18 protein-coding genes and 1 riboswitch are annotated in these 22447 nt (G+C 41.8%); of the genes, 12 read left to right on the top strand and 6 right to left on the bottom strand.

Annotation, left to right across the window (positions count from 1 at the left end):
• Nucleotides 1-4 precede the first annotated feature (4 nt).
• Together SUN_RS09630 and SUN_RS09625 are read right to left on the bottom strand one after the other, a co-directional pair.
• Nucleotides 5-937, bottom strand: coding sequence for an FAD:protein FMN transferase (locus SUN_RS09630; protein ID WP_012083620.1), 933 nt, complete (start codon nucleotides 935-937; stop codon nucleotides 5-7).
• Entirely contained in the window at nucleotides 934-2868 is a 1935-nt protein-coding gene (locus SUN_RS09625; RefSeq protein ID WP_012083619.1) for a thioredoxin domain-containing protein, read from the bottom strand. The genes SUN_RS09630 and SUN_RS09625 overlap by 4 nt, the downstream gene beginning before the upstream one ends.
• A 114-nt stretch (nucleotides 2869-2982) precedes the next feature.
• Here SUN_RS09625 and dsbD point away from each other — a divergent pair, with 114 nt between their 5' ends.
• Complete coding sequence (gene dsbD / locus SUN_RS09620; protein WP_232501326.1) at nucleotides 2983-4776, top strand: protein-disulfide reductase DsbD; 1794 nt, start codon at nucleotides 2983-2985, stop codon at nucleotides 4774-4776.
• Nucleotides 4777-4810: 34 nt separating this feature from the next.
• On the opposite strand, the gene SUN_RS13150 is transcribed toward dsbD, so the two are convergent.
• On the bottom strand, nucleotides 4811-8281 hold the full coding sequence (locus tag SUN_RS13150) for a PAS domain S-box protein (RefSeq protein WP_012083617.1): 3471 nt from the start codon (nucleotides 8279-8281) through the stop codon (nucleotides 4811-4813).
• A gap of 138 nt (nucleotides 8282-8419) precedes the next feature.
• On the opposite strand from SUN_RS13150, the gene SUN_RS09610 reads away from it, so the two are divergent.
• Nucleotides 8420-9817 carry an MBL fold metallo-hydrolase gene (locus SUN_RS09610; protein ID WP_012083616.1) on the top strand — a complete coding sequence of 466 codons (1398 nt, stop codon included), beginning with the start codon at nucleotides 8420-8422 and terminating at the stop codon, nucleotides 9815-9817.
• Here the strand turns inward: SUN_RS09610 and SUN_RS09605 are convergent.
• Together SUN_RS09605 and SUN_RS13145 are read right to left on the bottom strand one after the other, a co-directional pair.
• Nucleotides 9793-11925 carry a CHASE2 domain-containing protein gene (locus SUN_RS09605; RefSeq protein ID WP_012083615.1) on the bottom strand — a complete coding sequence of 711 codons (2133 nt, stop codon included), beginning with the start codon at nucleotides 11923-11925 and terminating at the stop codon, nucleotides 9793-9795. The two genes, SUN_RS09610 and SUN_RS09605, sit on opposite strands and share 25 nt — an antisense overlap.
• Nucleotides 11926-11943: 18 nt before the next feature.
• Nucleotides 11944-13017 (bottom strand): outer membrane beta-barrel protein, encoded by a 1074-nt coding sequence (locus SUN_RS13145; RefSeq protein WP_012083614.1) that lies wholly within the window; start codon nucleotides 13015-13017, stop codon nucleotides 11944-11946.
• 201 nt (nucleotides 13018-13218) lie between these two features.
• Here SUN_RS13145 and SUN_RS09595 point away from each other — a divergent pair, with 201 nt between their 5' ends.
• Genes SUN_RS09595 through SUN_RS13795 form a run of 6 tightly spaced genes read left to right on the top strand, consistent with a single transcriptional unit; the run spans nucleotide 13219 to nucleotide 18378 of the window.
• Nucleotides 13219-14082 carry a CvfB family protein gene (locus tag SUN_RS09595; protein ID WP_012083613.1) on the top strand — a complete coding sequence of 288 codons (864 nt, stop codon included), beginning with the start codon at nucleotides 13219-13221 and terminating at the stop codon, nucleotides 14080-14082.
• A gap of 8 nt (nucleotides 14083-14090) precedes the next feature.
• Nucleotides 14091-14879, top strand: a complete 789-nt coding sequence (locus SUN_RS13140; RefSeq protein ID WP_012083612.1) for a thioredoxin family protein — start codon at nucleotides 14091-14093, stop codon at nucleotides 14877-14879.
• The gene (locus SUN_RS09585) at nucleotides 14880-15317 is read left to right on the top strand and encodes a YidB family protein (RefSeq protein WP_012083611.1); all 438 of its coding nucleotides are present in this window, start codon (nucleotides 14880-14882) and stop codon (nucleotides 15315-15317) included.
• Nucleotides 15318-15333: 16 nt separating this feature from the next.
• The gene (locus SUN_RS09580) at nucleotides 15334-16878 is read left to right on the top strand and encodes an endonuclease/exonuclease/phosphatase family protein (protein ID WP_012083610.1); all 1545 of its coding nucleotides are present in this window, start codon (nucleotides 15334-15336) and stop codon (nucleotides 16876-16878) included.
• A 3-nt stretch (nucleotides 16879-16881) separates the two neighbouring features.
• Nucleotides 16882-17316 (top strand): protoporphyrinogen oxidase HemJ, encoded by a 435-nt coding sequence (hemJ, locus tag SUN_RS09575; protein WP_012083609.1) that lies wholly within the window; start codon nucleotides 16882-16884, stop codon nucleotides 17314-17316.
• 60 nt (nucleotides 17317-17376) lie between these two features.
• Nucleotides 17377-18378, top strand: a complete 1002-nt coding sequence (locus SUN_RS13795) for a DUF2231 domain-containing protein (RefSeq protein ID WP_012083608.1) — start codon at nucleotides 17377-17379, stop codon at nucleotides 18376-18378.
• A gap of 21 nt (nucleotides 18379-18399) precedes the next feature.
• On the opposite strand, the gene SUN_RS09565 is transcribed toward SUN_RS13795, so the two are convergent.
• Entirely contained in the window at nucleotides 18400-18756 is a 357-nt protein-coding gene (locus tag SUN_RS09565; protein WP_012083607.1) for a c-type cytochrome, read from the bottom strand.
• 127 nt (nucleotides 18757-18883) lie between these two features.
• Nucleotides 18884-18964, top strand: a riboswitch (cyclic di-GMP riboswitch).
• Nucleotides 18965-19035: 71 nt separating this feature from the next.
• Here SUN_RS09565 and SUN_RS09560 point away from each other — a divergent pair.
• From SUN_RS09560 to SUN_RS09545, 4 genes are read left to right on the top strand one after another with little or no spacing between them, the layout of a single operon-like run.
• Nucleotides 19036-19827 carry a type IV pili methyl-accepting chemotaxis transducer N-terminal domain-containing protein gene (locus tag SUN_RS09560; RefSeq protein WP_012083606.1) on the top strand — a complete coding sequence of 264 codons (792 nt, stop codon included), beginning with the start codon at nucleotides 19036-19038 and terminating at the stop codon, nucleotides 19825-19827.
• On the top strand, nucleotides 19820-20599 hold the full coding sequence (locus SUN_RS09555) for a type IV pili methyl-accepting chemotaxis transducer N-terminal domain-containing protein (RefSeq protein WP_012083605.1): 780 nt from the start codon (nucleotides 19820-19822) through the stop codon (nucleotides 20597-20599). Before SUN_RS09560 ends, SUN_RS09555 begins: the two co-directional genes overlap by 8 nt.
• A 13-nt stretch (nucleotides 20600-20612) precedes the next feature.
• Nucleotides 20613-21437, top strand: a complete 825-nt coding sequence (locus tag SUN_RS09550) for a type IV pili methyl-accepting chemotaxis transducer N-terminal domain-containing protein (protein WP_050748053.1) — start codon at nucleotides 20613-20615, stop codon at nucleotides 21435-21437.
• A 30-nt stretch (nucleotides 21438-21467) separates the two neighbouring features.
• On the top strand, nucleotides 21468-22442 hold the full coding sequence (locus SUN_RS09545) for a hypothetical protein (protein WP_012083603.1): 975 nt from the start codon (nucleotides 21468-21470) through the stop codon (nucleotides 22440-22442).
• Nucleotides 22443-22447: the final 5 nt, after the last annotated feature.

Here is a 22447-nt window from a genome sequence, read left to right as displayed (position 1 = left end):
CACCCTACATTTTTATGTCCAACAATGTTTCCAGATTCCCAGAAATCACATTCCCGTCAGGCTCTATCAGCACATATCCAATTTCATTGTGTTCTTTCAAAAACTGTAAGGCTTTGGCTTTTGGCATGACAGAGACGGCGGTAGCATAGGCATCAATCTTAGTATTATAGGTTCTGGTAAAGAGCGAAACGGAGACAAAAGCCTTCCCCTGCGAAGCGGTTTTGGGGTCGATGAGGTGGTGTTCACTCTTTTTTGTCGCATATCGCCGGTAGGTACCACTGGTTGAAACGGAGAGGTCAGGTACTTTGGAGGTCACCTTTGCAAATGTTTCTTCAGTGAAAGGGGATTGCAAGTATATCTTGCAGGTACCAATACAGCGTATGTCACCGCTGAGTGCCACGATGCCGTCCGTGATATTTCTTTCAGACAAATATGCAGCAGCTTTGTCGACTGCATATCCTTTCCCTATACCCCCAAGGTCGAGGGTAATGTTTTTATCTGTAGTGATGAATGCTTGATCTATATGAACACCATCGATATTCAGAGGAGCGTTCTTCAGTGCTTTTTTGTCGGGTGATAATGGTTTTTCCTCGCCGAAATGATAGAGATTTTTGGAAATGGAGCCGATAGTTACATCGAAGTACCCGTCAGTATCTCTGTAATAATGTTTTGAAAGCCTCAGTGCCTCTGCAAGATAGCTATCATAGGGAACTTTGTGTGTTACATTCAACTGATAGAGCATGGCTGTGTGGTCATAGGTCGAGAGTGAATGTTCTATTTCTCCGATCAGTTCGAATGTTTTACTGATCTCCCGGTTGCTGTTTTTGGGAAGGGTGATGGTCGCATAGGTACCCATAAGCATCTGCATGCGTGTGAGCATGGGTTTCTCCGCAAAAAGGAAAAGCGGAAGGAGGAATAGAAGAAGCGTACGTATCATCTCTTCTCTAAGAACTTGACGATACTTTCAAAGTCCTTCTCATGTCCGAAACAGCTGTTGGAGTTGCAGAGCATAAAACCGTTGTTGGTATCGTTCTTGAAAAAGGTGAAAGGGTAGGTGATCTCATCAAGTTGTGAAATATGCGGCAGTAGTGCATCGGTCTGTGCTTTGATGATGATGTCGTCCTTGAGGTAACGGATGGCCATCAGGCTCGTTTTTGGGGTGGAGATTGGCTGTCTCATGATGTCGTAGGAATAGATCTCGAGTGTTTTGAAAACGAATTTCTTGTATACCGTATCGACCAGGGATGAGAGAGAATGAAGTACGGAAATCATCGTGGCAACGGAAGAGGGATAGGAGCTATCGTAAATGTCGGCGTCTGTCTCGAACTCGCCTCTGGAGAATTTCCATTTTCCGTGCTGATAATACTTTTCGATGGCATTGTTCGCCAGCCGTGTCGCAAGTACAAGGTAGCTTTCGTCCAGTGTGCTTTCATAGGCTTCGATAAGTGTTTCTCCCAGATAGGCATAATCTTCGAGAAATGCCTGAATCTTCGGCTCTTTGCCTATCAGTGTCGAGTGAAAGAGCTGTGAATTGATGTACATAGTATCGAGCAGTTTCTCCAGAGATCTTTTTGCCTGTTTTAGGTACTTCTTTTCCACTCTTCCCGCTCTGAAAAGAGTACTGATCATCATCGCATTCCACGAGACGATCACTTTGGTATCGATGAAAGGGTAGACACGTTTTTCATCCCTTCTTTTTCGCAAAGCCTCTATGGCTTCTTTATAATAGGGAATGTTGATCTTCGCAGGGTCATCCACTCTGACGATATTTTTGCCCTCAAAGTTTCCTTCCGGTGTGATATGCAGTGCTTTGGCCAGTTTGGACTGGGCCTTTTCGGGGATGCCCGCTTTGGAGAATGACTTGAGTGCCTTTTCGTAAGTATAGACAAAATATTTCCCTTCCTGTCCCTCGGTATCGGCATCGGAAGCGGAGTAGAAAAGATCATTCTCGCTCATTTTTTTGAGCATGAAATCAATGGTCTCAAAGGCGACATCTTTATAAAAATCATTATGTGTGACGTGATAGGCTTGCAGATAGACAGAGGCAAGCAGCGCATTGTCGTAGGTCATTTTCTCAAAGTGGGGTACCAGCCACTCGTTGTCGGTGGAGTAGCGGCAGAAACCGCCGTCGACCAGGTCACGCAGTCCGCCTCTTGCCATGGAAGAGAGGGAGAATGCAGCCATATTGAGTGCTTCCTTTTCTGCCGTAATGCGGTAGAGGTCCAGCAGAAGTTCAAGCATAGAAGCCTGTGGGAACTTGGGTGCTTTGTTGAAGCCTCCCTCTTTGCTGTCAAAGAGCTGTTCTGCCTGCTTGAGTACCCTGGCCATGATACTTTCGTCAAGTTTGGTCGCCTGTATGCTGTCCTCTTTGGGGTTGAGGTGCTTGAGTATCTTGTCCGCTTCCTTGACGAGCACCTGTTTCTCATTTTTGTATTTGTCGGCGATGACTTCAAGCAGAGATGAAAAGCTCATCATGCCGTACTTGGGTTCATCGGGAATGTAGGTGGCGGAGTAAAAAGGCTTCAGCTCTTCAGTCAGGAAAATGGAGGTAGGCCATCCGCCGGGACGGCCGTTCATCAGCTGATAGACACTCTGGAAATGTTTGTCAATGTCGGGGCGTTCTTCACGGTCAACCTTGATGGAGACGAAGTATTTGTTCAGGATCTTCGCAGTCTTTTCATCCTGGAACGATTCGTGTTCCATTACATGACACCAGTGGCAGGAACTGTATCCTATAGAGAGAAAGATGGGCTTATGCTCATCATGTGCTTTTTTGAAAGCCTCTTCGCCCCAGGGATACCAGTCTACAGGATTGTCGGCATGTTGTTGAAGATAGGGAGAGTGTTCGTTCTTGAGATGATTGGCCATTTTGTCCTCTTATTGATAAATGATTAATCCATTTTTGCTATTATAACGCCACAAATAGCTGACATTACACAGCATATACACAAATAGTACAATAGAATACTATAAAAGTTTACTATGAAAAGAGAGAAAATGCAGAATTTGATCAAAAAGTTACTTATATTGAGTGTACTTTTTAGTGGTTTGGTATTTGGCGGTTTCAGTTCGGCACTGAAGAAAAACAAGTTTTTACAGCCAGAAGAGGCGTTTCATATCTCTGCGGTACAAAAAGACAATGTGATCGAAACAAAGATCACACTCGCTGACAAGATACATATCTATAAGGATGACCTGAAGTACCGCATCGTTTCTCCTACAAAGATAGACCTGAAACCTGCTCTTCCTCCCGCACATGAGTTCGACGGTGACATGGTCTATGAAAAAGAACTTGTCGTTAATATCCCGGTAAAAGAGATCACCCGGAAGGTTAAAGGCGACTATACCCTCGAGATCGAGGTTGTCGGGTGTTCTGACAAAGGTATCTGTTATCAGCCATTCAGAAAATCTTTCACTTTCAAAGGTGCCAAAGCTGGATTCTTTGACAAGATCTCTTCATTGACACAGGAGGGGAACACTGCCAAGATCGCTGATGTTCTTGGAAGTGAGAGTTCACTTTTTATTATTATCCTCTTCTTTATATTCGGTTTGCTGCTGGCCCTGACTCCCTGTGTTTTCCCAATGATTCCGATACTTTCCTCCATTATTGTCTCCCAGTCGGGGAATGAAAAACCGAGTGTGGGGAAAGCCTTCTTCACCTCGCTCGTCTATGTGGTCGCTATGGCATTGACCTACACGGTTGTCGGAGTGATCGCCGGACTTTTGGGGGCGGACATACAGACGGCCATGCAGAACCCATGGGTCCTGACTATTTTCGCTTTGATGTTCGTTGCTCTGGCGTTCTCACTCTTTGGTTACTATGAGATAGGTCTCCCGGCTTCCTGGCAGTCCAAACTCTCTTCAGTAAGTGATGAAGCCGGACAGAAGGGCGGTATTGTCGGTACGGCGGTCATGGGTCTTCTCTCTGCGCTCATTGTCGGACCGTGCGTTGCACCGCCGCTGGGCGGGGCTGTACTCTTCATTTCCCATACGGGTGATGCCCTACTGGGCGGAACAGCACTTTTCATCATGAGTATGGGAATGGGCATGCCGTTACTGCTTGTGGGTATCGGTGCAGGCAAGTTCATGCCGAAGCCCGGCGGATGGATGACGGTTGTGTCGCAGGTGTTTGGTGTAATGATGCTCGGACTGGGTATCTTTATGCTCTCGCGCATACTTCCTGACAGCGTTACCCTGATACTCTGGTCACTGCTCTTTATAGGTTCGGCGCTCTATATGGGTGTGTTCGACCCGAGCAGCACCAAGAAAGGGATGAAGAAACTGGTACAGTTGCTTGCAGTTGTTTTCATGCTGTACGGTGCTTCTCTTTTTGTCGGTGCCATCAGTGGTGCCGATTCGATGTTGAGACCGTTTGAGAAATTCACTTCGGGTGGCGGAACAGCGATGGTAGCAGTCAAAGAAGACAAGTCCAGCCATCGAGGTTACAGCATCGACCGTCTCCTCAAAGAGGTAGTGGCTTCGGACAAGCCGGTGGTGGTCGATTTCGGAAAAGATTCCTGTACGGCATGTACCGAACTTGAAGAAATCACCTTCCCTGATCCCAAAGTGCAGGAAGCATTGAAAAAGTTCACCTTTATCAAGATAGACCTGACGGACAATACCGAAGATGACAAAGCACTTTTGAAGAAGTTCGAACTTTTTGGTACGCCCAACATCATCTTCTTTGACAAAAAGAACAATTACCTGCCGGAAAAGACCCTGACAGGATTCATTAAACCGGATGCATTTGCGAAGCATATGGAGCAAATAGAGTAGAATAATTTCTGCCTTATAATCTGAATTTTAATACCTATGCAAACAAAACTTTTCTTAAGACTTTAACAAAAATATTTTGATTGATGGGTTTTGTGACATACTCATCCATGCCGGCTTTTAAAAATCTCTCCCTGTCGCCTTTGATGGCATTGGCAGTTAAAGCAATGATCGGCGTATGCGGCAAATTATTTTCACCCTCTATGGCCAGAATCTGTTTGGTAGCCTCTATGCCGTTCATTTTTGGCATATGCTCATCCATCAAAATGAGATCATAGCTGTTTTGCTTGAATGCCTCTACTGCTTCTATACCGTTATCTGCCGTAGCAACTTCAAAATGCAATCCTTCCAATATGATAGACATAAAGAGTTGATTGGTCTTGACATCTTCTACCAAAAGAACTTTTTTGTTATCGAATGTCATTTTTCCCATAGACTCTTTTGTTTTCAAAATATCTTTACCTTCTGAAACTTTAATGGAAAAATAAAACTCGCTTCCGGCACCTACCTTACTTTTGACATGCAGTTCTCCGCCCAAAATTTTGACAAGTCTGTAAGATATTGTCAGTCCCAGGCCGGTTCCACCGTATTCTCTTGTCGTTGAACTGTCTTCCTGGGCAAAAGATTCAAATATGTGAGAAAGTTTTTCTTTGGCTATGCCTTTTCCCTCATCCTTAACAGATACATTCAAGAAGCCGTTTTTGTAGTTGATGGTAACGGTTATTTTTTTGCCTTGATCCGTAAATTTAATTGCATTACTCAGGAGGTTGGAAATAATCTGTTTTATTCTCAACGGATCAGTATGGATGGTTTCCGGAAGACTTTCATCCAGAATCAGCGTTAAGGCAATGTCTTTTTCCGCACATTTTGCAAGAAAAAGATGTATGATGGTTTCGAATTCTATTTTGGGACTAAAGTCTATTTTGTCAATTTCGAGTTTTCCGCTTTCTATTTTTGAAAAATCTAAAATATCTTCTATAATTTTCAGCAATCCTTTGCTGGAAGTATCAATAATATCAACATATTCTTTTGCTTTTTTTTCTATATTTTCTTTTTTAAGCAAATCGATAAAACCTAAAATAGCACTCAACGGGGTTCTGATCTCGTGGCTCATATTGGCAAGGAATTCAGATTTTGATTTGGCTGATTCTTCTGCTTTTCGTTTGGCTTTCAGGAGAGATTTTTCATCTTTTTTACGTTGGGTGATATCCTGGTTTATACCTATCCTTCCCGCTACATTTCCGTGCTCATCCTTCAATAAAGAAAGAGACAGAGATACCGGTATGATTTTTTTGGATTTTGTAATAAAGGTCAAATCACCTTGGTAAAGACCTGTCTCTTCCAGTGATGCACGAATACGCTCTTTGATGCCCGGAATATCTTTTTTGCGATAAATCAGAGAAATGTGTTTCCCTATTATTTCACTCTGGCTGTATCCGAACAGTTCTTCTGCACCCTTGTTCCAGCTGGTTACGTTTCCCTCCAGGTCTGTAGTGACAATACCGTCATGGATTTGTTCCATGATCTGTACCTGCTGAAAATACTTGATCTGTGATTCTTTTTCTTTAGTGATATCGGTATGCGTACCGATCATACGAACCTTTTTTCCGTTTTCGTCAAAGAGTATTTGTGCTCTACCTAAAACCCAGACCCAATGGCCATCTTTATGTTTGAGGCGGTGGTTGCTTTCAAAAAAGCGTATTTTATTTTTTTCATGTTCTCTCAACATGGCCAAAATAGTTTTTTTGTCCTCCGTGTGAGCACGTCTGAACCAGCTTGAGGGAGCATTCGGCAGTTCATCATCCCTAAATCCAAGCATCTCTTTCCAACTGGGAGAAATATACATACTGTTGTCACGAAAGTCCCAGTCCAAAACAGCAGTTTTGCTTCCCGCAAGAGCCAACTCCATACGGTTTGTAATGAAACTGTTTTCATTTTCCTGATTCTTTTTATCGGTAACGTTCCGATAGACCATATGGAAAATCTCTTTTTCGTTAATCATACGGTAGCTAAGAATGATATTTACCCAGAAAGGTTCTCCGTTTTGCTTTACATTCAGACATTCAAACTGATGGCTTCCATTTTTTTTTGTCAGTGCCTTCATTTTCTCCATTTTTACTGATGAATAGCTACCATCAGGCTGTTTTCCCGGGAAAAGCTTATGGGGATATGCCTTGACAAAATTTTCTGTGGTACTGTACCCGAACATATCAAGTATTTTTTGGTTGCATTGAAGAAATGTATCATTTTCAAGAACCAAAATACCATCTTGCGACTTTTCAAGTGCAATTAAGTCTTCTTCCATACGTTCCTGATTTGTTCTGTTCAACAGATTTGTGAGTGCATCCATGATGGAAAATTTACTGTCAGTATGCAATGACGGAAGTGTTTTGGATTCTGATATGGTAACCTCTTCACTCAGGGAAACAATCGTCATAGTTTGATTTAACAATTCTTTTCTTTTGTCTGTATAGAATTCGCCATACGTAAAAAATCCGGAAGTGGGGGCTATGGCCTGTAACGGCTCTATCTCTTTGTGAATCATATCTGGCATAATATGTTTGCGTGCCCCACAGGAATAGATGAAAATTGCTTCGGAAGGTTTTCTCTGCAGTTGATGATATATATCTCCTGCATGTGTTAACAGATCCAATGTATTGCCGTATCCGAACTGTACTTTCTCCCCTGTGTGCAAATTACCGGTAAATACCAGGGAACCGTCATCTTCTTTAGATACTATTGTACGTGCAACCTCGATACCGTTACGTACAGTAATAAGAGGAAACTCAATACCTATGGAAGGCAGTACTGCTGCTACCTCTTCACCCAGATAGTAACTGTAGATTTCAGTAGCCGGTTTGTTGTTTATGGTGTAGACACGGTTATCTGCAGCGTGGGTAACCGTCAGTTCTTTCCCTATTGTGTACCAGTTAAAATTGTAGGCATTGTGTATTATCAGGGAATGACTGCTGAACGATACTGCTACTGCGCCTTTTTGAATGATATGGTCTTTTGTAAATACGTATGTTTCTGTAAGAGATCCATTGTCTCCGGCCAGGCCTCCTGAGACGATGACGTCACCAGAAACGGAATCAATACCGCTTAGAAATGCTTCTCCATTGGTGTGAAGGCCATCTACAAAGGCAATAAGCAGTCTGGTATCTTCCCGGATTAATGATTTTGCCAGGTCCTGACCTGAAAAATAGCCATTTTTTTGATGTATGGCTGCATCTGCTTTAAGCTGCGTGTGTTCAAACCGGGTGAAACTCAATACCGTTTTGCGTGTAGAGACTTTTCCATTCATTATCTCACCATCTGTAGTGCTCCCGATAATGACAGCCTGGGGTAAGAAGGCAGTCAGTTCATTGAGAAGTTTTTGAATGTAAGATGGATTGTTTTCCGAGGTAAATACCTGGATTAAAAGGGAAGGTGCGTCCTGTATGCTGTGTATCTCAACAAAAGTTTGCAATGTTTCATGGTTTTCATAGTATGTATTAAAAGTTTTCATTTTTATTCAATATACCTTTTATCTGAATCGCACTGAAGAACAAAGTCATTATACTGAATTTGGTGTTAATTTGTGTTATACTACATGTCTGAGGGCATCTATTATGAGCGGTGTCTTCTATATTTATGAAGGGAAGATATGATAAAAGTACTGGGTGCTGACGGCAGTTATTCACATAAAGGTGATGCTACATCATTTTTAATAGAAAAAAACATTGTTATCGATGCGGGTAACATTATAAAGAGTATGGGAGAAGAATGCTGCAAGATCGAACATGTTTTTATTACCCATACGCATTTTGATCATATCGTAGATCTCCCTTTTATTATTGACAGTTATTTCAACTGTAGAACAAAACCTCTTAAAGTGTATGCGTTGAAAGAAAATCTAGATACTCTCAAGCAGTATCTTTTCAATTGGAATATCTCTCCGAACTTTGCAAACATAAAACATATCAATAATGAATTTTCGTTGAAATTCATACCTATCGAATATGGTCAGACTATTACCGTAGACAATATTAAAATGACTGCAGTCAAGGCAAACCATACCGTTCCTACCTGCGGATTCAAAGTAGAGAAGGAGGATAGGGCTTTTCTCTTCAGTGGTGATACCTATCTTAACGATGAACTGATAGCATTGTTAAATAATGATAAAAATATCTCTTCTTTGCTCATCGATATTTCATTGCCCTCTACAGAAGAAGACCTTGCCCATATGACCAAACACTTGACGCCAAAACTGCTTGAGCAGATGTTCTCTTCTCTCGAACGGGATGATGTTTCAATCTATACCTATCACCAAAAACCAAGACATACACAACAGATAGATAACGAACTTTCGGAATTGGATTTGCTTAAAAATGGCGGTAAGCGTTTAAAGACAGGTGACATACTTGATCTATTTACACCTATGGAGAAACGTCAGAGTACCAGGAATCTGGAGTTGTATTACAATGACAGAAATTATTTAAGCAGTCTGTTCAAACTGCTTCAAGCCATACCTGATAATACAGTAGACCGGATCGAACTGTTTGAAAATATTTTGGAACATGCGATGAACCTCACCCATGCCGATGCAGCTTCGCTCTACCTTGCCAATACGCGGGAAAAAGCGTTGCAGTGCGGTATTTTTTCAAACAATACTTTGAAACTAAAAGCAAGCAGAGCAACGAAAAAAAATGCACCCGTATATGCCGAATATATGAAATTGAACAGCAGTCTGCTGTCTATGTTCGATACAAAAAAAGAAGCGTTTGTTTCAAACGATATTTATACACACGATACCAGTGGCTTTGAGGAGATAAAAATGTTTGATCAAAAAACAGGCTACCGCACACAGTCTATAGTGATGGAGCCTGTATTGGATCAAAAGAACAATCTGCTGGGTATTTTACAGGTGATGAACAAAAGAAATATCTATAACGAAACCATCGCTTTTGATACATACGATCAGGAAAGCATCAAAACATTTGCATTGCAGCTGTCTTCGGCTGTGGAAAACGCCAAAACTCAAAAGGTCGTTTCTCCGGTATAGACAAGATCGAAATCTTTCTCAGGATGGTTGAAATAGACTGCGCAGCGATCAAGATAGAGACGATAAAGTTTATTTTTGTATCGGGCATACAGTTTTTCAAATTCAGCCGCAGCACGGCGGAGTTCTCCTTTCCTGTAGTGAGTCAGTGCTTTATTGTAATGCTCAAGTTCCTTCTGTACTTTTTCGTCAATACCCGAAGAGAGTACTTCAAATATCTCTATGGCCTTTTGCTGCCCTCTCAGCCGGACAATATCCAGTGAGCGTATGGTATATGTTTTTTTCAACCTCTCTTTTGCAGCGTATGAGATAATGAGCGTCGTATCGTAAAGTTTGTTCAGCTCCTCTATTCGGGAAGCTATATTCACATTGTCTCCGATGATGGTATAATCCGATCGCTCAAGAGAACCCATTTCCCCTACCGTTACCAAACCGGTATGTATGCCTATACCGATTTTTAGTTTCACGCCAAACTCGACATTCAGATCATGATTGAGTGCTTCAAGTAATGCTATCTGACTGAGTGCGGATTGAACGGCTTTGTCCATATAGTCAGCCACATTGTTGGGTGCATTCCAATATGCCATTATGGAATCTCCGATAAACTTGTCCACGGTACCTTCATGCCTGGAAATATCCTCTACCATAGGTGTGACATAGCGATTTAGTAATGCTACGACTTTTTGTGATGAATCAAGTGTTTCGGAAATAGTTGTAAATTTTCGTATATCGCTGAAAAATATAGCGACTTCCTGTTCGTGTGCTTCCAAAATTTTGTTGTTTTTATGTTTGAGCAAATCATTCATAACAGCTTTTGAAACTTTTTTGGCAAAAATACGCTGTATAGATTCTTTCTGTTTTGAAGTACTGAAGTAATTGTATCCTGCTGTCAAACCAAATGTACCGAAAAGTGCTACAAGAGGAAAAAAGAGATTAAGCACTATACCCTGATCAAAAAAGAGGTAAAAAAAGATTTCATACAGCAAAATAAAAGAAAGCATAAATGCTGGTGCCAGCAGCCATACTCTGGTATTGAAAAAAATATAGGAGAAAACGAAAATGATACACCACAGGATCAAAAGATCATAGATCACTTTGTTGAATGGCTCGTGCAGATAATCGCCCTGAAGCATATTGTCCAGAGTATTGGCCTGTATTTCAACCCCGGGAATGACATTGTCCAGGGGCATCGCTTTCAAGTCGGCAAGGCCTATAGCGGAAGTGCCCACCAGAACAAATTTTCCGGCAATATCTTTGATGTCAAAATGATCCTGAAGTATGTCGGCCGCACTGATATATTTGAAATAGCCTCTTTTGCTCCTGTAATTGACATATAAACGACCTGCAAAATCTGTAGGAATATGGAAGGTACCAAGCTCTATCTTTTTCACCCCGATCTCATCACCTACAACAGTCACCTCTTTTGTATGACTGTAAATACGCAAAAGTTCAAGTGCAAGCGAGGGGTAGATCGTTCCTTCATAGCGCATGATCAAAGGGACGGAACGTACCATACCGTCTGTGTCGGGTATATTATTCAAAAAACCGCTTGAATATAGACTCTCCTGTAATATATCGATATTTAAAACAACACCTTTGGGCTGAGGTATTGTGTAATTGTTCAGCAATCCTTTTTCGATAAATACAGCCGGTACGACCGGTGCCTTTTCAGGGGTTTTTTTATCAAACCTGAAAAAATATCCTCCTATTGTAGGTGTGGCAATAAATGTTTCTCTCAGTATTTGATCATAGTCATCCAGGTTTTTAATATCTGTTTTAAGTTTGGAAGCAATGCTGTGTGGTGAAGTTTTGTCCGATTCGGCAAAAATAATATCCAATCCTATGATACCAGCTCCGGCATCATTTATCTTGCGGATAAGCTCAGATACTCTCAATCGTGACCATGGCCACTGTCCATATTTTTCCAAAGAGGCCTCATCTATATCTACTATCACAACCTTTTGGCTTTGGGGAATATTCCCCCGCATACGGAAAAAGAAATCACTTATTTCTGTATTGAGTGAAATAAACAGCTGGGGTGGGAAAAGATAGGCCCAGGAAAGAAGCAGAGCAAAAAGTAGGACAATGCTATACTTGGGCAGTGATCTCATATATTATTTGTATAGTGATCAGAAACTATAGAGTAACCCTACAGTAACACCGTCAACACTCAACTTATGATATACCGCAGGATCATAACTGTACAGGGTGGAATCTATGTCCGCATCATTTGCCAATGAGGTATAATCTGCAAATATTGAAAAATTATCTGTAACATTGTAGCTGACCCCGATTCCCCATTGGAATTGGGTATCGTCCAATATTGTTTTGCCTATCATATCAGTATGTGCGCCGGGAAAACTGTCTCCTTTTGAACCTTCTACTTTAACTTTTCCAAAGCCTAAAAGTCCATAAACACTGAATGTGTCCGTTACAGGGTACTGAGGCTTCAGAAACATACTGTAGGCAGTCAGGTCAGCATAGTTCCTCTCATAAAATGTTGTAGTGATACGGGTTTCCAGAGCAAGATAATCATTAAATTGATATCCGGCGATCAAAGAGATACCGCCTGTTTCATCCTGTGTAGCAATACCGTCATCGAACCAGCCCGAGTCAACCGAGTAGGTTCTATTGTAAATCGTACCGGCTCCCACATAAAACTTAAACGGGGCAACAGAACTGAATGACTCTTTTTCCAGACGTAACTGCTCACCCTCCGCTACAATGTAAGTTTTTCCGTTATGCAGGACACTTATCTTTCCTTTGTAACACTTGTAAAGTTCAAATGTGTCTGCAAGTGCCGCACTAAAGTCGGTACCGCGTATTCCTATAGTCGACATAATAGTTTTGACTTTAAAATGCTCCGGTGCCAGTTTGCCTATTTTTCCGGATACACTACGAAAAAAACCTCGTTCAATATGCATATCTGCCACACTGTTATCTCTGGTCCCAAATTTATAACGATCAAATACAAAAGTAGAATTGGCACCGATAGTCACAACAGTGTTATCTTCTAAAATTACTTTTACACGTGACTTCTCCTGAGTGATAATTTTATCTTTCACCTTTATTTTCGTACCGTTTTTTACTTTCAGGGTATTCATACTGCGTACGATGTCTGCACTCCCTTTAAAATTACTTACATAACCAATACTTGACCAGACAAAGCTGCTCAATAGCACTACAAATAGTAAATTTCTCATTCTTCCTCACCTTTTTTATCATATATCACTGACGCAATTAACTTAGTTGCCATTGGTCAGCAATTCAAACTATCAATTATACATTGTTTCATTTAAAATCGTCAGGTAAATTGCCTATTAGATTGTATATACCCTCAAAAACCGCTATAATAGCAGCAAAACGTGAGAGTATCACGAAACCAGACAAAAACGGAATAACCCATGACAGAAACAAAAACCCAGAACGAACATATAAAGATAGGTGAGGTCAATACCCTAAAGATAGAGCGCGATACTGACTTCGGATATTATCTTGCCTCCAAAGATTATGAAGAGGTACTGCTTCCCAATGTCTACATTATGGAAGATGAGATGCCTATGGGCTCGCTTCTGGATATCTTTGTCTATACGGATAGCGAGGACCGTCCCGTAGCGACGACGAAGATGCCGTATGCAAAACTCGGCGAGTACGGTTACTTTACCGTGGTGGACTACAAACCCTACGGAGCATTTGTTAACTGGGGGCTCCCCAAAGACCTTTTTGTGCCGCTCTCCCAGCAGAAGGAACATTTTAACATCGGCAAGAAATACCTGCTGCGTGTCTGTCTCGATGAGCAGACCGGACGGCTTTACGGAACACAGAAGATCGGCAAATATTTCAACCGTGAAATGAAAGGCTTGCATCAGAACAAAGTGCTTGATGCCATTGTGCTGGCCCAGACGCCACTTGGCTATAAAGTGATCGCGGACAACCAGTATGAAGGGATGCTGTTCTCCAATGAGATCTTTGAGCCCGTGAAAGTAGGGGACCGTAAGAAGGTCTATATCAAGACCGTTCGTAAAGACGGAAAGCTTGACCTTTCATTACAACCCATAGGCAAACAGGCAAAGATAGGTGAAGCCGAAGGAAGTATTTTGGAACTCCTTAAAGAGGCGGACGGTGAGCTTCCCTTTACCTACAAAAGTGATGCAGAAGAGATAAAAAAAGTGTTCGGGTTGAGCAAAAAGAACTTCAAACGTACGTTGACCGCTCTGATAGAAGCCAAAAAGATCGTTCTGCTTGAAGACAGTATCAAATTAGTGTAGGCGTCACAATGAGATCGGTTTTTATAACATTTATATTACTGAACAGTTTCCTTTTTGCCCTGTCGGGAGAAAAAGTCTTCAAGCAGAAGTGCGCTTCCTGCCACCAATACTATGTTCCCCAGAACAAAATCATAGCCAATGCAAAACATGACAACAAAGACTTGAACCTGACTGCGCCAACGCTGACAGAGATGTCGTTCATGATCAAAGACCAGGTCGGTGACCGTGCGCTTGATGCGGAGGGGCAGAAATTCCAGATAGAGGAGTGGCTGACCGACTATTTGAATGCACCGACCAGAGACAAAGGTGTCTTACCTGATGAATTTACGCGTTTTTTCGAGGTGATGCCAAGTATGAAAGGGCAGCTTGACGAAGATGAGGTCGAAGCATTGACGGATTTTATCTATGGCTATTCCGAGAAAATGACTGTGGCACACAGTGTGAAACGTTACAGTTATGAGGAAGCCAAAAAGATCGCCAAGAAGCAGAATAAAATTATTCTGATCGAAGGTTACATCTCTTTCTGCCGCGGGTGTATACGTATGGACAGAGAAGTGATGGTAGAAGATAAGGTAAAGGAAGCGCTTAACAAAGATTTTGTTTTTGTCAAGAAAAACTTTCTGATCGAAAAACTGCCTTTGGGGATCAAACATCTGGGAACACCTTCGTTCTATTTCATCAATTCGGATGGAGACAAGGTGATAGAAATGGTGCAGGGTTTCGGTACTGCCGATGAATTCCTGGAATTACTGGAAAATGTCAAAAAAATGGCAGAAACAAAACATAAAGGAGAGTAGATGGATATGAATGAACTTTTTAAGATGGGTGCCTCGTTAATAGAGGGCAATAGCGATGATGCAACAACAGGGCTTGATCTTGAGAATATCACGACTGCCCTGAGCAAGATACTGACACATGGAGACGGGAATATCGATCTGGCTTCTATATTGACAAAACTTTCAAGTAACGGTCTTGGTGAGATTGTCGGTTCATGGCTGGGTAACGGTGAGAACAAAGCGATTGATCCGGAAAAAGTTCCTGATCTGCTTGGAGAAGAGCGTGTAAGTACCTTTGCCCAGGAACTTGGCGTAGGAGAAGAAAGTGCCAAAAAAGCATTGGCGGATGCATTGCCACAGGTGATAGACCGGGTTACTTCAGGAGAGAACAACATTGTAGACCAGATGATGGGTGGTTCGGGAAACCCAATGGACATGCTAAGCAAAATGTTTCGATAAACTGAAAAGATCACCTTTGCGCTATCTTGTTTTCTTACTGTTCCCCCTCCTGCTTTTTTCCAAACCCTTCAAAGTGGCTTCCTACAATGTTGAGAACCTTTTTGATGCAAACCATCAGGGAACGGAATATGAGGAGTATATCCCGGGGAAACACAACTGGACGAAACGTATGGCCGAGATCAAACTTGACCATACAACCGAAGTACTTTGCGATCTCGATGCCGACATCGTGGCGTTGCAGGAAATAGAGAATGAAAGTGTTTTCAATGCTTTACAGAAAAGACTCAAGAGAGTAGGCTGCCCCTACCGATACAGCGCGATTACCCATAAAAAAGGCGCACCCATCCAGGTGGCGCTTCTGTCTCGTTTTCCTCTCAAAAAGCATAGGGACCTTCAGGTAAGCTTTTCTCCCTATGTCCGTAACATCCTGGAAGTGGAAGCAGAGGTCGACGGGTATCCTCTGACGATCTTTGCCAATCACTGGAAGTCTAAAAGCAGGAAAGGGGTTGAGAGCAAACGGATCGCCTATGCCAGGACACTTGAAAAACGTATCTTGTCCATGCCGGCAAGCAAAGAGTACATAATCCTCGGAGATCTCAACTCCAACTACGATGCCTACCTGACACTGCCAAAAAAACTGAATGATACACAGGGAAAGACCGGGATCAATCACATACTGAAAACGATTGACAACAATAAACTCATCAGTAAATCCCAAATACGCAAAGCCCCTGAAGGAATGCACTACAGCACCTGGAATGAGCTGTCTTACAAAGAGAGATGGAGCCACAGGTTCTACGGACACAGGAGTACACTTGACCATATCTTGCTGCCGCCTTCGATGTTCGATGGTAAAGGCATTGACTATGTCAACAACTCTTTCAGGGTTTTCAAGACTGACCGACTCTTTACTTCAAAAGGGTATATCAACCGCTGGCAGATCAAGAACGGGAAACATACGGGCAGGGGGTATTCCGACCATCTCCCGGTCTATGCGATATTCGATACAAAACCGTATATTCCTTCTGTAAAAGATATGCCGGAGAAAGCAACTGTGGGTAGTATCGAAGATCTTTACAAAATGAATCAACTGGACCATCCTATTGTACTTGAGGATGTTGTAGTCATCCTGAAGCGGGGGCGTTATGCCGTGGTTAAACAGTCACCAAAAGGACGGGGTATTTTTATATTTGGCGTAGTAAAGGGTATGAAAGAGGGGATGAAGCTCGACCTTCGTGTACAGGAGATATCGACCTACAAAGGACTCAAAGAGATCATGGCACTGGTCAAACTGAAAGAAAAAGGTACGGCTGACCTGATACCTTATTATGCTTCTCTGGATGTGATGAAACAGAATGAGGTGGTACGTAATCTTGTGGGTGTGGTTAAAAATGGGTATTTGTACGTCAATGGCAAAAAGATATCCCTCTATTTCAAAAACCGGAAACTTACACCCCAAAACGGGTCAAAAATCAAGATAGACTATGCACATCTTGGGTATTATAAGAAGTTACAGCTGGTCATTTACAGCAAAAAAGATTTTACGATTTTGAAGGATTGAAAGATGGCATATTATACATGGATACTGGCATTTCACGTCATGAGTTTTACAAGTTGGATGGCAATGCTTTTTTATCTACCGAGACTTTTCATTTACCACAGGGAGCATGCCGACAACAAGGCTTTTGGCGAAGTGGTGGAGGTACAGGAGTACAAGCTCTATACCTATATAGGGGTACCAGCTATGTGGGCGACGATACTTTCGGGTGGACTTATGCTCTATCTGAATCCCGGTATTTTTCAAAGCGGCGGATGGATGCATGCGAAACTCTTCTTTGTTGCTTTGCTTATCGCATACAGTTTTTCACTCAATATGATACGTAAAAAGCTGATCGTTGATCCTTACTACAAAAGCGGGAAGTATTTCAGATTTTACAATGAAGTACCGACACTGCTGATGATTTTCATTGTCATTATGGTTGTAGTCAAACCGTTCTAGTCATAAAACTAAATAGTTTTGTGTTATAATCTCTAAACATCAACATTTAAGGAAAGAATTATGGAATTACCAACTCTACCGTTTAAAATACCTGAGATACCGCTTCCGTTCGATATACCGGCACTTATGCACCCACCGGTCGATCACTTTATCATTGCATTGCCGATCGTGGTGCTTTTGTTGGAGATTATTAATCTTTTTACCAAAAAAAGAGCGATAGGAATGATCTCTTTCTTCTTGCTGATACTGACTGTTGTGGCGGCAATTGCTGCATATCTTACAGGATCAGCCGATGGAAAACACGCATGGGATCTGCTCTCTGAAGCGGGACAGGCGGACCTGAAGGCCCACAAGACACTTGGAACATACCTGATGCTGGCATCGGGTATTGTACTTGTCTTTAAATTGTTCTCTGCCATAATTAACAGAGGGATGATGAAAGCACTTTACCTACTGGTACTCATCCTTTTTGTAGTGGGTATCCTGAAGCAGGGCAAAGAAGGTGGTGAACTGGTCTATACTTACGGTGCCAATGTCAAGATCGTGAAGACCAAAGATGACGAACTCTTTGACTGTAAAGATGACCTGAGTGATTATATAGCCGAAGAGAAAGAGGCTGAAGAGGAAGCGAAAGCGGCGGCAGAGGCCAAAAAGACAGAGGAATCTGCAAAGCCTGAAGACAGTGTCAGCAAAGAGGAATCTGCAGCAATAGCTACTCCAGAAGCTGTAAAAGACCACACAGCAGCAGCTGCAGAAGTAGAGGAGGCTGCATCGAAAGAAGCATTTGAGACTAAAGAGGACAGTGCAAACTTCAAAAGTGAAGCTCAGGTAGACGAGAAAAAAGAGATCGCTCCTGCCGAACCAACGAAACTTGAAGACAGTGTCAGTAAAGAGGAGTCCGCTGCAATAGCCGCTCCAGAAGCTGTAAAAGATCATGCGGCAGCATCTGCAGAAGTGGAGGAAGCTGCATCAAAAGAGGCATTTGACACAAAAGAAGATAGCGCGAACTTCAAAAGTGAAGCTCAGGCAGATGAGAAGAAAGAGATCGCTCCTGCAGAATAGTGCTTTAATTGTTTACAGTGATCAGGAGCTCCCGTCTCCTGCATTGTCATCATAATCCAATTCGTATACTTCGTCTTGTTCCGTTCTTTTAAGGGTAGAGAGGTACTTCGCCATCTTGGCGGTCTGGTTTCTATCCAGGTTTTTTGCAAATGAGATCATGACATTTCCAAATGCCGTCCGTGTTTTGCCGTTTTGCAGGTCTTTAAGCCTTTTGAGCAGTACCTCTTCTCTTCGTCCCTGCAATCTAGGTGATGCACCGATACCTTCCCCAAAAAGCCCGTGACATCCATGACATCCGTTCTTCAAATAGACTTCCGAGATCGTCTCTGCATTTAACAGCAGGTTCGACAAAAGTACAAGTAATATCTTTTTCTTCATTCCAAACACTCTTTTTTGGTATATTATATTCATAAAATGATGAAAAATCAATTTTGATAAAAAAATAACTTTTGTTTAATATTATGCCAAGTATAATCAATAAAGACAAAATGTAAAATTGTCTAAAAAATGAAAAAGCCAAACTTGTTGTGAGACAGGGACGGAAAGTTATGGGACTTTAGAATATCAAGTTTACCAGACTGCCATAGATAAAGTAGTATCTATTACTTCATATTACTTTAATTGTGGTTCCTTTTTCAATATTAAAAAGGAGTTACAATGCATAAACCTCTCCAACACTGGATAAAAACCCTTCTAATAATGTGTTTCTCAATCGGATTTTTGCATGCCATTGAGATTGTCAACCTATCCCAAGCTGTGGATGTCGCAGGAAAGCAGCGTATGTATACCCAGCGGATGCTGAAAGATTATGCAATGATCGGTCTGCAGAACAATTTCGGAAATCCAAAAGAAGACCTGACGAAGACGATGGCGAATTTTGAAAATCACCTCGACTCACTGATCGCATTCAACAAAGAGCCCAAAACAGAAGAGAGCCTCTTGAAAGTGAAGAAGATGTGGGGACCCATTAAAAGAGCACTGAATGAACCGACAAGCAAAGAGAAAGCCGGAAAGATGCAGGAAGATCTGGAAGCACTGTTGAAACAATCCAATGAGGCAGTTGGCCTCTTTGCCAAGCAGACAGGGAAGCAGTCTGGTGAGATTATCAATATCTCAGGGAGGCAGCGTATGCTCTCTCAGAGAATGGCGAGTCTGTACATGCTGAAAGTCTGGGGGGTGGATGACCCGCAGTTCAAGAAGAAGATGGATGCGTCTATGAAACTTTTCAAAGATTCCCTTAACCGCCTGATGAAATCCGATATGAACACTCCGGAGATAACGGTACTTTTGAAAAAAGCGGAAAGGTCTTTTAAGTTCTTTGAGATCATGAACAAGTCAAAGTCGAAGTTTATTCCGGCTTTGATCTATAAAAAGTCCAATGATATTCTCAAAGATATGAATACTGCGACGGGTCTTTATGCTGCCCAGGAAGGTAAATTAAATGGCTGATATATACAAAAAAACAAAACAGTTGGGAACCTTTTTTCTGTTGACCGCTTCGTTGGCGGCAGTGGATATTCAGAGTCCTGAGGATGCGGTAAATATTGCTGGTAAACAGCGAATGTATACACAGCGTATGTTGAAAGATTATGCTATGGTCGGAATGGGAAATACCTTTGGAGATCCGGCCAAGGATCTTAAAAAGACTATCGATGAATTTGCAGACTATTTGGCGTCATTGAAAGGGTATGCGAAAAATGATACAATTAAAAAAAGTCTTGATGAGGTTGAAGCCCTGTGGAAACCACTTCAAAAAACATTGCAGGAGGGCCCGAAAATAGATAAAGCGGAAACACTGCAGGTGGATCTGGAAAAACTTCTGAAGGCGTCGGACAAAACGACAAAGCTCTTTACTCGGGAAACGGGTAAAAACTCTGGTGAAATTGTCAATATAGCGGGGCGTCAGCGTATGCTTTCACAAAGGATGGCAAGTCTCTATATGTTGAAAGTCTGGGGTGTCAAAGATCCAAAATTCAAAGTGAAACTGGATGATGCATTGACACTTTTCAAAAGTTCGCTGGAAAAGTTGGAAAAATCCCCGTTGAACAATGAGGAGATTAATATTTTGCTGGCCAAGGTAAAGCGTTCATTTGTTTTCTTTGAAATGATGAATCGCTCAAAGTCAAAATTTGTTCCAACCCTGATCTATAAGAAGTCGAATGATATCTTGAAAAATATGAACAGTGTTACACAACAGTATGTCAAAATTGAATCAAAATAAAAGGAAGATGAAGATGAAAAATGTATGGATAAAAAATATAAGTATGGCGGCGGCAGCGGTTTTAGTGTTCTCCGGAAATGTCTATGCTGTTCAGACAACAGAGGCACCGGCTGCAACAACGAAAAAAACGGCCATTGCCGATGTGGTCCAACTGATCGATATCGCAGGGAAGCAGCGTATGCTTTCCCAGAGGATAGCGAAGGATTATTTGTATGTCGGGAAAAAGATAGCCGTATCGAAAGCAAGCAAACAGCAGAAGAAGTCTATTGAAGAGATGATTGCTGCACACAAAGTACTGGTAGATTCCATCAATGATCCGGAGATTCAAAATCTGCTCTCTTTCGTTGAACTCAGTATCGAAGACTTTAAGACAACAGCAAACGAACCGTTCAATCTTGATAATGCCCAGCTGATCATCGACTTGAGCGAGTCTATGCTTGAGGGAAGCCAGTATGTCGTTAACTCTCTTAAAGAGAAAGTGAAAGTGAAAGAATCCGCTATTGTCGGAAAGTCCGGTAAGCAGAGAATGCTTGCTCAACGTATCGCAAAATACTATATCGCTTATCAGGCAGGGATCAAAGACAAAAATACGGTTGATCAAATGAAAGCAGCTGTTGCCGAATTTTCGGAAGCGCACAAGGCATTAATGAAAAATCAGGCAAATACCCCGGAGATAAATAGGAAACTTCATGAAGTAGACAGACTGTGGAAAATCGTCTATAAATTCTATCTTAACATAGAAAAAGGCGGACTGCCTCTGATTGTTTTCAATACGACAGATGATATTACAAAGAAAATGAATACGATCACGGCAATGTATGTTGAACTTTATAAGTAAGATGATTTGTAAAATCAAGAAGGATTTGAAATGAATAAAATCTTATGTATCTGTCTTTTGGCAGGAAGTTTGGCGTATGCAGCCCAGGTACACTCGAAAACAAGAGACAAAAGTAGTACACACAGCACACAGAAAAAGGTTACCAAAAAGAAGGCTACCCCTAAAGCTAAAGTTTCAAAAAAAACAAAAGATAATGATAATACACAGAGTGCACAGCAGAAAAAGGTTGCTACGGTCTCCAAAGTACTTTCAAAATCGGTAGACAATAACAATACACAAGATATCAATGAAAAGAAGGTTGCTACAATTACCAGGGGTGATGTCAAAATTCTTGAAGCTACGGAAAATATACGTTTTTTAAGTCAACAGATCGTAAAAGAGTATCTTTTTCTGTTCGTGACACCTCAGAAAGAGCCGGTAAAGGTACAACTGAAGAAGAGACTGGTCACACTGAGCAACAATATCCGAATGATCGCATCGACGACAAAAGATGTTGATTCAAAAGATATTTTGGAGTTCCTGGCATACAGTAAAGACCAGATTGCAGAGACTTTGTCTGAAGAGGTCACGGAAGAAAATGCAGCATTGATGCTTGACTACAGTGAAACACTGCTGGAAGGAGCTGACTCCATTGCCGCAGCACATGCGTATGATTTTAGCAAAGAAGAACGTATGCTGATGGCAGCCAAACAGATGGAGTATCTGGTAGAACGTATTATGAAATACTATATGGCACTGCATGTGGGCTTTGACAACCCTACCAATCGTGAACAGATGAATAAATCTATTGCACAGTTTGGAAATAAGTTAAATGATGTTGAATCCTATCAATACCCTGTGGATATCAATAAAGTAAAGAGTGAACTGTTGGGGTCCTGGTATGCCAATGGTATGTATTTGGGAAAGTCAGAAACACTTTTCATTCCGAAACTTATGTTGATGTCGACAGCCTATCTTGAAGACTTGATCGTCAAGATTGCCTTATATCATAATCAGAATCAGTAAAGGAG

The organism is Sulfurovum sp. NBC37-1, assembly GCF_000010345.1.
Classification (GTDB): Bacteria; Campylobacterota; Campylobacteria; order Campylobacterales; family Sulfurovaceae; genus Sulfurovum.
The sequence above is the reverse complement of the archived record's forward strand: the minus strand, read 5'-3'. Positions and strand labels throughout refer to the sequence as shown.

Excerpts from the sequence above, each read along its gene's own strand:
- SUN_RS09560 (WP_012083606.1), top strand. The coding sequence starts at position 19,036 with ATGCATAAACCTCTCCAACACTGGATAAAAACCCTTCTAATAATGTGT.
- SUN_RS09585 (WP_012083611.1), top strand. The coding sequence starts at position 14,880 with ATGGATATGAATGAACTTTTTAAGATGGGTGCCTCGTTAATAGAGGGC.
- SUN_RS09550 (WP_050748053.1), top strand. The coding sequence starts at position 20,613 with ATGAAAAATGTATGGATAAAAAATATAAGTATGGCGGCGGCAGCGGTT.
- SUN_RS13795 (WP_012083608.1), top strand. The coding sequence starts at position 17,377 with ATGGAATTACCAACTCTACCGTTTAAAATACCTGAGATACCGCTTCCG.
- SUN_RS09605 (WP_012083615.1), bottom strand. The coding sequence starts at position 11,925 with ATGAGATCACTGCCCAAGTATAGCATTGTCCTACTTTTTGCTCTGCTT.
- SUN_RS09555 (WP_012083605.1), top strand. The coding sequence starts at position 19,820 with ATGGCTGATATATACAAAAAAACAAAACAGTTGGGAACCTTTTTTCTG.
- SUN_RS13140 (WP_012083612.1), top strand. The coding sequence starts at position 14,091 with ATGAGATCGGTTTTTATAACATTTATATTACTGAACAGTTTCCTTTTT.
- SUN_RS09595 (WP_012083613.1), top strand. The coding sequence starts at position 13,219 with ATGACAGAAACAAAAACCCAGAACGAACATATAAAGATAGGTGAGGTC.
- SUN_RS09610 (WP_012083616.1), top strand. The coding sequence starts at position 8,420 with ATGATAAAAGTACTGGGTGCTGACGGCAGTTATTCACATAAAGGTGAT.
- hemJ (WP_012083609.1), top strand. The coding sequence starts at position 16,882 with ATGGCATATTATACATGGATACTGGCATTTCACGTCATGAGTTTTACA.
- SUN_RS13150 (WP_012083617.1), bottom strand. The coding sequence starts at position 8,281 with ATGAAAACTTTTAATACATACTATGAAAACCATGAAACATTGCAAACT.
- SUN_RS09565 (WP_012083607.1), bottom strand. The coding sequence starts at position 18,756 with ATGAAGAAAAAGATATTACTTGTACTTTTGTCGAACCTGCTGTTAAAT.
- SUN_RS09630 (WP_012083620.1), bottom strand. The coding sequence starts at position 937 with ATGATACGTACGCTTCTTCTATTCCTCCTTCCGCTTTTCCTTTTTGCG.
- SUN_RS09545 (WP_012083603.1), top strand. The coding sequence starts at position 21,468 with ATGAATAAAATCTTATGTATCTGTCTTTTGGCAGGAAGTTTGGCGTAT.
- dsbD (WP_232501326.1), top strand. The coding sequence starts at position 2,983 with ATGAAAAGAGAGAAAATGCAGAATTTGATCAAAAAGTTACTTATATTG.
- SUN_RS09625 (WP_012083619.1), bottom strand. The coding sequence starts at position 2,868 with ATGGCCAATCATCTCAAGAACGAACACTCTCCCTATCTTCAACAACAT.
- SUN_RS13145 (WP_012083614.1), bottom strand. The coding sequence starts at position 13,017 with ATGAGAAATTTACTATTTGTAGTGCTATTGAGCAGCTTTGTCTGGTCA.